This is a genomic window from Frankia tisae (assembly GCF_025403405.1).
Taxonomy (GTDB): Bacteria; Actinomycetota; Actinomycetes; order Frankiales; family Frankiaceae; genus Frankia; species Frankia tisai.
Genome location: NZ_JANEZT010000263.1, coordinates 1 through 9,700, shown reverse-complemented (window position 1 = coordinate 9,700; position 9,700 = coordinate 1). Strand labels below are relative to the sequence as shown.

Here is a 9,700-nt window from a genome sequence, read left to right as displayed (position 1 = left end):
CCCGGGCAACTTCTACGGGGCGGGCGGTGGCGGCGGCAGCGGCTTTGCGGCACCCACGGTGACCGACGCCGCGCTCATCGCGGGTGTCAACCACGGCGACGGCCGCGCGACGGTGTCGTTCCGGTACGGCGCCTCGGTGGCGCTCGCCGCCGGCACCACCACGCCGCTGTTCGGCCAGACCGTCACCCTCACCGCGTCCGTCACCGCAGCGGACCCGGCCGCCGGCGCCCCCGGCGGGACGGTCACCTTCCTGGACGGGGCCACGACGCTGGCAACGGCGCCGCTGAGCGGCGGCCAGGCCGGCGTCAGCATCAGCGGTCTCCAACCCGGCACGCACGCGATCACGGCCAGCTACGGCGGCGACCCGGCCTTCGCACCGGGGACCACCGCCGGATCCACCGAGGTCACCGTCGGGTTCAGCCAGCCGTGCGTCACGACGACGCGCACCGGTCCCCTGACGGTCTCCGCCGGCCAGTCGCTGTGCGTCGGCCCGGGCGGTCGGCAGGTCGGCCCGGTGACCGTGCGTTCCGGCGGGGCGCTCGCGCTGACCGGCGCCACGGTCACCGGCCCGGTGACCGCCGAGGGCGCGCTGGCCCTCACCGCCTGCCAGTCGACGATCACCGGCCCGGTGACGGTCCACGCCACCGGCGGCTACGTCCTGCTCGGCGCCGACGCCGCCGATGTGACGCCCTGCGCCGGCAACACGCTGCGCGGCCCGCTGACCGTGGACGCGAACACCGGCGGTCTCGAGGCCTCCACGAACACGATCACCGGTCCGGTGCGGATCGTCGGCAACAGCGGCAGTGGCCCGCTGCCCGACGACGCGGTGCCCGAGTTCCGCGACAACCACGTCACCGGCCCGCTGAGCTGCACCGGCAACCAGCCGACCCTGGCGCAGACGGGCAACACCGTGATCGGGCCGCGATCCGGTCAGTGCGCCTGACCTGACGGCACCACCGCCCGTCGCCTGCCGCGATCCACTCCCCGCGGCAGGCGACGGGCGGACGGCCGTCGGCGCCGGGGCGGGGCGGCACTGCCCGTCGCCACCTGGGAGGATGATGCCGCGTCGGCGGGCGGCCGTCGCGGCCGATTTCCAGGGCCCGCCGCCGAAGCCTCAGCCCAGAAGGAGCCACTCCCTTGACCGACGCCCGCACCGCCATCGCCAGCCTTCGCCGCTCGCATGAGCGGCTGCGTGCCCTCGTCGAACCGCTTGATGCCGAGGCGGTGCGCGGGCCCTCCTACGACGACGAGTGGACGATCGCGCAGGTGCTGTCCCACCTGGGCTCCGGCGCCGTGATCAGCCGGCTCGTCCTCGACGCCGCCGTCGCCGGGCAGGACGCCCCCGGCCAGGAGCAGTTCGTCGCCGTCTGGGACACGTGGAACGCCAAGACCCCGGACGCGCAGGCCGCCGACGTGCTGCCCGCGGACCTGGCCCTCGTCGAGGCCTACGAGGCCCTTGACGACGCCCAGCTCGCGGGTCTGCGGGTCGCGCTCGGGCCGATGAGCCTCGACGCCGCCGGGGTGGTCCGGCTCCGGCTGAGCGAGCACGCCGTGCACACCTGGGACGTCGCGGTCGTGCTCGACCCCGCCGCCACCGTGGACGCGGCCGCCGTCGACCTGCTCATCGACGGCCTCGCAATGATCGCCGGCTTCGCCGGGAAGCCCACCAGCCCGGCCCGGATCCACGTCACCACCACCGCCCCGGACCGCGAGATCGCCCTCGACCTCGGCGACGCCGTGAGCCTGGGCCCCTGGGACGGCGAGGCACGGCCCGCCCGGCTTCGGCTGCCGGCCGAGGCGTTCCTCCGCCTGGTCTACGGCCGCCTCGACCCCGCCCACACCCCGCCCCTCGAGGCCGACGGCGTCGACCTCGACACGCTCCGCGCGGCGTTCCCCGGCTTCTGACCTCCGCCACCGGCCGACCTGTGTGGAAGCCGCGCCCCGCGCGGGGTGCGGAGTTCGGCCATCTGTCGCCATTCACCTGCTCTGCCACATAGCGAACCTTCGCGTGGTCTGCGTGTGGCAGAGTGGATGGGCGGCACAGAAGCCGTCCATCCACGACCGGCAACCATCGGCAACGGCCGAGGTTAGGCGCCGTGGAAGGGGGAAAGGAGCGGCCCTGTTGGCGACCTACACGACGGTCGACCAGATCGATCCAGCTGTCATCGCGGGGCACTACGGCCTTCGTGAGCCGCGGCTGATATCGCTCGCGGGCGGCGCGGTGAACTCCAGTTTCCACCTGGCCGGCGCGGGCGGCGAGTTCGTCCTCACCATTCTGGACAGCCAGGACGCGCCGGGCGCGGCCAGACTCGCCGCACACATGCAGGGCGTTTTCCGCCTGGGAGTCCCGGCACCGGAAATAATTCCCAGCCTCGACGGCCAGCTTTCCATCGCCCTGGATGGCCGCCCTGGGATCCTCAAAAGATGGATCTCCGGGGCGATGCTCGACCCGCTGCCGCACCTTCACCTTCCGGCCGCCGGAAGGCTTCTTGCCAATATTCACGGACTACCGGTGAACTCCCCCGCGCTGCTGACCCTGCCCGTTGGAACCCGCCGCCTCTCCGCCCGGGACGAGGCCGAGCTGGGCCGGTTCCCCGACCGGGAGTTCGCGGCCTGGCTCACCGATCGGCTGGCGCGCGTGCGCGACCCCGTGGGCCGCCGCCGGCCCACCCGGACAGTCATTCACGGCGATTTCTTCGCCGACAATCTCATCGTGCACCATGACAGTACCCTGTCCGCGCTGGACTGGGAGACAATCTCGAGGGACGACCCGCTTCTCGACCTCGGCATAGCGATCGTCGGGCTCGCCCAGGACGGCGCGGGTCTGCTGGCACCGGCCCGCATGGAATCACTTCTCGCTGGCTACCAGGAGATCGGCACTCTCGACGAGCCATCCATTTCTGCACTACCGGCGAGAATCACCGAGGCGGCGTTGATCCTCGCCTACCACCGCTACCGGCTGTTCAACATCACATTTCCGGATCCCGCCAGAAGCACCATGCACACCGAGCTGTTCGGTTTCGTCGACTCGGTGGCGCGCCACTTCCGGTAGCCGGCAGTTCCTCACCTGTGCGCCGACGATCGCGGGTGGAGATTTTGTCGTCCTTCCGCCCACGCCAACGAGAGAGAACCCCAGGTGATTGACCATCCGGACATCGCACCCGTCACCGGGTGGATCGGCGACCAGGATTACTTCGTGTTCCGCGAGTACGACCACTTCGCACCGGAGCCGGTTCTCGACGTGCTCCACGGGCACGTCGCGGGCGTGGTGTTCCGGGACGCCGTCCCGGTCGAGGTGTGCGCGGAGATCGCCGCCCGGTTCTGGGACAGCCCGCACCGGCTGACCCGCGGCACCGAGGCGCCCGGCTACTACCTCGGTGCCTACACCTGGCACAAGCCGACCGCCCAGTACCTGGACGAGTCCGAACAGGTGAACCCGATCCTCGACGACCTGCTCGACGTCGAGGGCGATCCGATGAAGGTCTTCTACGCGGGGCTCTCCACCGCGCTGGCGAGGGAGGGCGCCATCGTTCGTCCGGCCGAGCAGGACGGCCGTGTCGCCAGCCGGGCGCTGCTCCGTTCCTGGCACGGCGGTGGCGAATTCGCGTTGAACCCGCACGACGACTACTCGCAGTGCGCTGATCCCCAGATGGCCGACTTCGAGCGCCGCGGCGTACTCCAACGATCCGTGGTGGCGCTGAACATCTGCCTCGAGAACGACCTGGGCGGACGCCTGGCCTACTGGAATATCCAGCCCGACGCCGGGAGCAAGAGCCGGCTGGGTCTTTCTGTCACCGGCTCGCCCTATCCTCCGGCATCTCTCGTCGACCACGAAACGAAGTACATCGAGGTCAACACCGGCGACATCTACGTCTTCAACGGCGCCCACGTCCACGCTGTGGAACCGAACACCGACAACACCCGCACCCGCACCCGCACCACGCTCGCCGCCATGATGGGCTTCATCGACGACCACACCGTGGTCACCTGGAGCTGACGGCGCAAGTTTCGCAGACCGTCCTACAGATCCAGGCTGGCGAGGTGGTCGGCGCTGCCCCCGCTCCACTCGACCAGGAAAAGAGTCGCGTCGTCGGTCGTGACCCCGCGGCGTTCCCGCATCAGCGTGTGGGACAGATCTCGCACCATCTCCCGCACACTGTTTCCCTGGGCACGCTCCACAATTCTGATCAGACGTGCCTCGCCGAACTGCTCCCCGCCGACTTCATGCTCCTCGACGAGACCATCGGTGAAGAACAGCACCCGGTCACCACGCTGGAGCCACTGCCCGCTGACCTGCGGTATGTAACCGCCGAAGCCGACCGGCAGGGTGCCCGGACCCGTCAACGCCTGGATGACCCGGCGACCGCGGATCAGCAGCGCCGCCGGGTGACCCGCGTTGACCCACTGCAGGTGACCTGTGCCGATATCCAGCCGCATCATCTGCGCCGTGACGAAATGGTCCGGTCCGAACTGCCGGTGAATGGCATCGTCCATGAACATGTACAGCTCGGCGAGCCCGATATCGGCACGTCTGGCATGCCGGTAGGCGCCGATCGCCACCGTCGCCAGGACGGCGGCATCCAGGCTGTGACCCATCGCGTCGATGATGGCGACGTGCAGGATGTCGTCGTTGAGGGCGTAGTCGAAACTGTCGCCCGCGATGTTGTAGGCGGGTTCGAGGATGCCGGCCACCGCGACCTGCGGGGTGAGCATGGTCAGCGGGGGCAGCAGGGACCATTGGATCTCCGCGGCCACGCTCATCGACTCGCGGCGCCTGGCCTGGAAGAACTGGTCGGTGTAGTTGCTCTTGGTGACCAGCATGTCGGCGACGAGGCCGGCGAGTCGCCGCAGCAACCGTCGGTCGTCATCATCGACGGTGTCGAGGGTGAGGGCCAGCACCCCCACCTGATCGCTGCCGTCCAGCAGCGGCAGGAACATCCGGATGCCGTCGGCCTGCGGCTGTTCGACGGCTTTCGCGCTGAGGAAGGCCGTGCCGGCCGGCGAGTCATCAATCGGCTCGGGCTCCCCGACCGTGAGATTACGGCCCGGCAGCGGCGTCAGCACCAGCTGCTCGTAGTCCTGTAGAAGAATCGAGACGTTCCGCCCACCGATCCTACGCACCTCCTCCGCCACCAGTGGGGCGATCAGCTGCGGTGGCATCTCGTGCGCGCGGTCCAGCAGCACGCCCAGCAGCCGCTCGCCGAACCCCTCCGACCGATCAATGATGATCTTGCGAGATTTTTGTTCGCCTGCCGCCATAGCCGCGCCTCTCCTCCGCCCAACCGTTCATGCCTGGGTGAGCCTCCCTGGGCGGCGCCAGCCGGTCACGCCGGCACCCCTCTTCCCCTAATCCGCAACGGCTTTGCCGGTAAAGGTGACGTGACCTCGCCGCGACATCTTCCTCGTTCGGCATCTTCACGGCCCGTGCTGGAATGGACGCCGGCCGGGTCGACCCGCGGACCTACTACTGCGGGCCGACCCGGTGGTAATCGTGTCGCGTGAGCCTAGTTCGCCGAGTACAACTGTTTATAACGCGCCCCGGCGTTAGAATTCAGATAGACACAGCTACTGGAACGCGGGCGGTAAAGATTGGAACCGACGTTGCCCGGATCGCAGTTGTTGAAGTAGAATTCGTAGGCGAATCCCTTTCCGGAATGAGATTGGAACCAGTCGTACATCCACTGGATGTAGTTCGCACTGTCGCCACCGCCGCTGCTGCCATCGCCGCTGGCCACCCCCCATTCACCGACTCCGAAAAGCTTGTTGCGCGACTGGGCGAAGTTGTACCAGTAGTCCAGCCCGCCCACCGCGTTCGACTGGGCGTCGAACGCCGCCCTGGTCGGAGAGGGTGGATAGGCATCATAGGCGTCGAGACCGACGGAATCCACCCAGGCGTCACCCGGGTACATGTCCATCGCGTTGTGGCTCGGTGGGTTCTGTGAGTAGTGGGCGTTCAGGCCCCAGGACAGGGTAGGGTCCGGCTCCGCTGTGGCATTGATGGAGTCCGCGACGTGCCGCCAGCAATTGATGTAGTCGGTGGGGTTGATGGCCGACCACTGGTACCAGTCACCGTTTCCCTCCCATGCGATGCGGATGATGGAGTCCTGGCGACCGTAGGTGTTCAGCATCCGGCCGAAGTTCCGCCAGTAGGAGTCGTAGGCGCCAGTGGCGCAGGTCGCGTTGCTCGCGCCGATGTTCTCCGGGTAGGGCGGGACGGCAATGATCAGCCGGCCCGGCCAGGTGGCGAAGGTCTGCAGCAGACTTGTCGGCTGGGTGACGTTCGTCCAGCTGTTGCGCGTCACGTAGAGCAGAGTGAAGTCGCAGGGGGTGCCGCGCCAGGTGCAGAATGCTTCGAGGTTGACCTGGTTCATGGCCGGGTCGGGGTAGGTGCCGGATTCCCATCCCTTGCCCGAGCGCAGGCCCGACCACAGCGGTGGCGCCGACGGCGGGTTCAGCCCGGTGGTGACCTCGGCGCGGTCGAAGCCGATGTTGTTCCCTGTGGACATGACGTTTCGACGGCCCTCGTTCGTGAACGTCAGGGTGTGCGCGCCCACCGGCAGGATGGGCGACGAGTACAGCAGGGTGACCAAAGACGCGGGAGCGTATGCGTCAATGGTCACCGGTTGGGCACCATCGACGCGGAATGTCCCGAACCCGTTGGCCGGGCCCTTGAGCCCGTAGACGTTGATCTGGGTTCCATTGAAACGGACTGCGGCGACGGCACCGGCACGGCTGGTGTAGTAAAGGCTGTTGTTGGGTGATAGCACGCAACCCGTGCACGGCATCCAGCCCGCGGTGTACGAGACCTGGTTGTTGCCGGTGCCAATGGTGGTGTCCTCGACGGTGAGCGCCGTCTGCACCGGTGGTGGCGGCAGCGGCGGCACCGGATCGGTGACGACCTCGGCGCGGTCGAAGCCGACGTTGAAGCCGGTGGAAGCCGCGTTCCGCATGTGCAGGTTCGTGATCTGCAGCACGTGGGCGCCCGGTGTCAGCGCTCCCGAGCTGTAGATCAGGCTCACGGCCAGCGGCAGGGCGAAAGTGTCCACGGCCACCGGTACGCCGCCGTCGATACTGAAAGCGGACTGGCCGCCCGTCGGCCCCTTGATGCCGAAGACGTTGATCTGGGTGCCGGTGAACCGGACCGTGGCGATGGAACCGTAGTTGGTGGAGTACCGGTAACTGTTGTTGGGTGTGCTGGGTACACACCCGGCACACTGGGTCCAGGTTCCGGAGTAGGAGACCTGGTTGTTCCCGGTGCCGATTGCTGTGTCCTCGATGGCTATGGTGGCGGCACTCGCCGGTGTCGCCAGGGTCGCCACGGTTGCCACGGCCACGATGAGACCCAGTGCCGCACAGGTCGACCGGCCACACAGCCGGGCGAACAGCGCGCGCCGCCGGGGATGCCGCCCATGCCGGCTGCGTCGCGGACCGGCCCGTCCTTCGCTGCGACCGAGACGCGCCCCCGGCGGGGGGACCGCCTCGTCCACCTTTTCTTCGACCTGCATTCCTTTACCCCATCCGATACCACTACCATGCGTCACTAAAACGTATCAATCAAAGTAACTTTCGATAGCAGGAAAAGACGTTAGGGCAACGATTCATCAGCCCCGGTCACGTCCTATCCCCCGGAGATTCGACGCCCCACACTGCACCTCGGATGAAACCTGGCAACGCGGACTATCCAACTGTTCCGGTAGAACCGCTCGCGGGAAACCAAAAGTGGGGGTTCGCCTTTGGAAGCGCGTTCGCCGGGGCCTGGAAAGGTGTTAGCCAAAGATTCGTCGCCGCCTGCCGTCGCCACCGCTCGACGGAACGACCCGAACGGCGGCGATATTGGTCATCTGCTCGGCCGATTCTCTGGCCGACCAGCCAGGCCCTAGCCGCCCGGCCGCCTAGCGGCCCAGTTCCCGGTCCACCGGGTGCCACCGGGTGCCACCGGCGGACGCCGCGATCGTGGGCCGATCGGACACGGCCGACACGGCCGACACAGCCGGGAGGCGGGAGGCGGGGCTCGGGAAGCGGACCGGAGGCCGCGAGCCAGGAATCTGCACAACCGGCGCCAAAACTCACAGGTTATTCACAGCTCCACCGTTCAGCGCAGCCACGACCCAAAAACCAATGATTCGCTAAGAATTTCCACAGGATCCCACCAGCGAACCTTTAAGATCTTCCGTCAGAGTACGGACCGGCCCCAGCGGAGCTCGCGGCCGCAACCCGCTGGTAGCCCAACAAGACAACGGAAATTCGACCTCTGCATGCCTTCCGGCGACTTCCCCCGGATCGCGGGTCATCCTGGAGGGGGCGGTCCTTGTCGGCAGACGAAACGGCGACGCAGCAGATCGCCGAGCAGCCGGAATTGTTGCTTCGCAAAACCCGTCGGGCTTCCCGCCGGCCGCCGTCCGCCGGACACCGCACACGAGTTCCCAGGGGCCGCACGCGGGTCGTCCTGATTGCCGTCGTGGTCGTCGTCGCCGTCGGTGGCGGGCTGCTCGGTTGGGCCCTGAGTGGCGATTCGGACACGTCGGTCTCGGCCAGGCTGGTCGCGGCGGGCGTCGGGCAGATCCGCCAGACCGTGAGTGCGACCGGCACCGTCGAACCGACGCAGCAGGCCAACCTCTCCTTCGCCGTGTCCGGCGAGGTCACCGCGGTCAAGGTCGCTGTCGGCGACAAGGTCCAGGCCGGGCAGACCCTCGCCGCCATCGACTCCGCGGCACTCGCCACTGCCGCTGCCCAGGCTCAGGCGACGGTCGTGAACGACCAGGCGAAGGTCACCTCCGACCAGACGTCGGGGGTGACAGGAACGCAACTGACAGCCGACGAGGCCACGCTGACCTCGGCGCAGGACGCGGCGGCCACCGCGCAGCGCAACCTCGCCGCAAGCGCGATGACGTCACCGATCGTCGGGACGGTCGCCGCGGTCAACCTCACCGTCGGTCAACAGCTCGCCGGCGGGTCGAGCAGCGGATCCGCCAGCTCAGCCGGCGGCTCGGGCTCGGGCGGCTCTGGTGGCGGCTCGGGTTCTGGTGGCGGCTCGGGTTCTGGTGGCCTGAGTGAGAACGGCGGCGGGTCCAGGTCGGGGGCGTCGTCCTCGCTGACGTCCTCGTCGTCCTCGGCGTCCGGCGCCCAGATCGTCGTGGTCGGCACGGACTCCTACCTGGTCAACGCGATGGTCGACGACACGACGATCGGCCAGCTCAAGGCCGGCGACCAGGCCGTCATCACCCCGACCGGATCCTCCGGCTCGACGAACGTCGCCGCCCGGGCGGGTGCCTCGGGCGGAGCGGGTGCCTCGGGCGGAGCGGGTGCGGGCGCGGGCCTGTCGGGGACCGGTGGCTCAGCGACGATCTACGGCACCGTGGGCACGATCGGCCTCATCGCCACCAGCACCTCCGGCGTTGCCAGCTACCCGGTGACGATCAACGTCACGGGCAGCCCAAGTGGGTTGCACCCCGGTGCCGGCGCGAACATCTCGATCATCGTGCGGCAGCTCTCCGACGTCCTCACCGTCCCCAGCCAGGCGTTGCACACCTCGGGGGCGCGGACCGTCGTCCACCAGATGCGCGGTGGCCATCAGGTTTCCACGACCGTCACCACCGGCGTCACCTCGGGGGCGCAGACCCAGATCACCTCCGGTCTCGTGGCCGGTGACCAGGTCGTCGTGGCGGTCGCCAACGGCTCGACAACCCGCGCCCGGACGGGC

At 68.5% G+C, this 9,700-nt stretch carries 7 protein-coding genes; 5 read left to right on the top strand and 2 right to left on the bottom strand.

Features of this window, described 5'->3' with window-relative positions:
• From NBZ85_RS21840 to NBZ85_RS21825, 4 genes are all read left to right on the top strand, one after another.
• On the top strand, window positions 1-943 hold a 943-nt coding region (locus tag NBZ85_RS21840), incomplete at its 5' end, for an Ig-like domain-containing protein (RefSeq protein WP_261562511.1).
• A 194-nt stretch (window positions 944-1,137) separates the two neighbouring features.
• Window positions 1,138-1,905 (top strand): maleylpyruvate isomerase N-terminal domain-containing protein, encoded by a 768-nt coding sequence (locus NBZ85_RS21835; protein WP_261562510.1) that lies wholly within the window; start codon window positions 1,138-1,140, stop codon window positions 1,903-1,905.
• Window positions 1,906-2,122: 217 nt separating this feature from the next.
• A complete protein-coding gene (locus NBZ85_RS21830; protein WP_261559295.1) occupies window positions 2,123-3,052 on the top strand; it encodes a phosphotransferase in 930 nt (309 codons plus the stop codon).
• Window positions 3,053-3,136: 84 nt separating this feature from the next.
• Window positions 3,137-3,997, top strand: coding sequence for a 2OG-Fe(II)-dependent halogenase WelO5 family protein (locus NBZ85_RS21825; protein WP_261562509.1), 861 nt, complete (start codon window positions 3,137-3,139; stop codon window positions 3,995-3,997).
• Between the two features lie 23 nt (window positions 3,998-4,020).
• On the opposite strand, the gene NBZ85_RS21820 is transcribed toward NBZ85_RS21825, so the two are convergent.
• Both NBZ85_RS21820 and NBZ85_RS21815 read right to left on the bottom strand, forming a co-directional pair.
• Window positions 4,021-5,259, bottom strand: a complete 1,239-nt coding sequence (locus tag NBZ85_RS21820) for a PP2C family protein-serine/threonine phosphatase (protein WP_261559297.1) — start codon at window positions 5,257-5,259, stop codon at window positions 4,021-4,023.
• A 245-nt stretch (window positions 5,260-5,504) separates the two neighbouring features.
• Window positions 5,505-7,319: a glycoside hydrolase family 26 protein gene (locus NBZ85_RS21815; protein ID WP_261562508.1), complete on the bottom strand. Its 1,815-nt coding sequence runs from the start codon at window positions 7,317-7,319 to the stop codon at window positions 5,505-5,507.
• 1,139 nt (window positions 7,320-8,458) lie between these two features.
• Here NBZ85_RS21815 and NBZ85_RS21810 point away from each other — a divergent pair.
• A partial coding sequence (locus NBZ85_RS21810) for an efflux RND transporter periplasmic adaptor subunit (protein WP_261562507.1) occupies window positions 8,459-9,700 on the top strand: 1,242 nt, incomplete at its 3' end.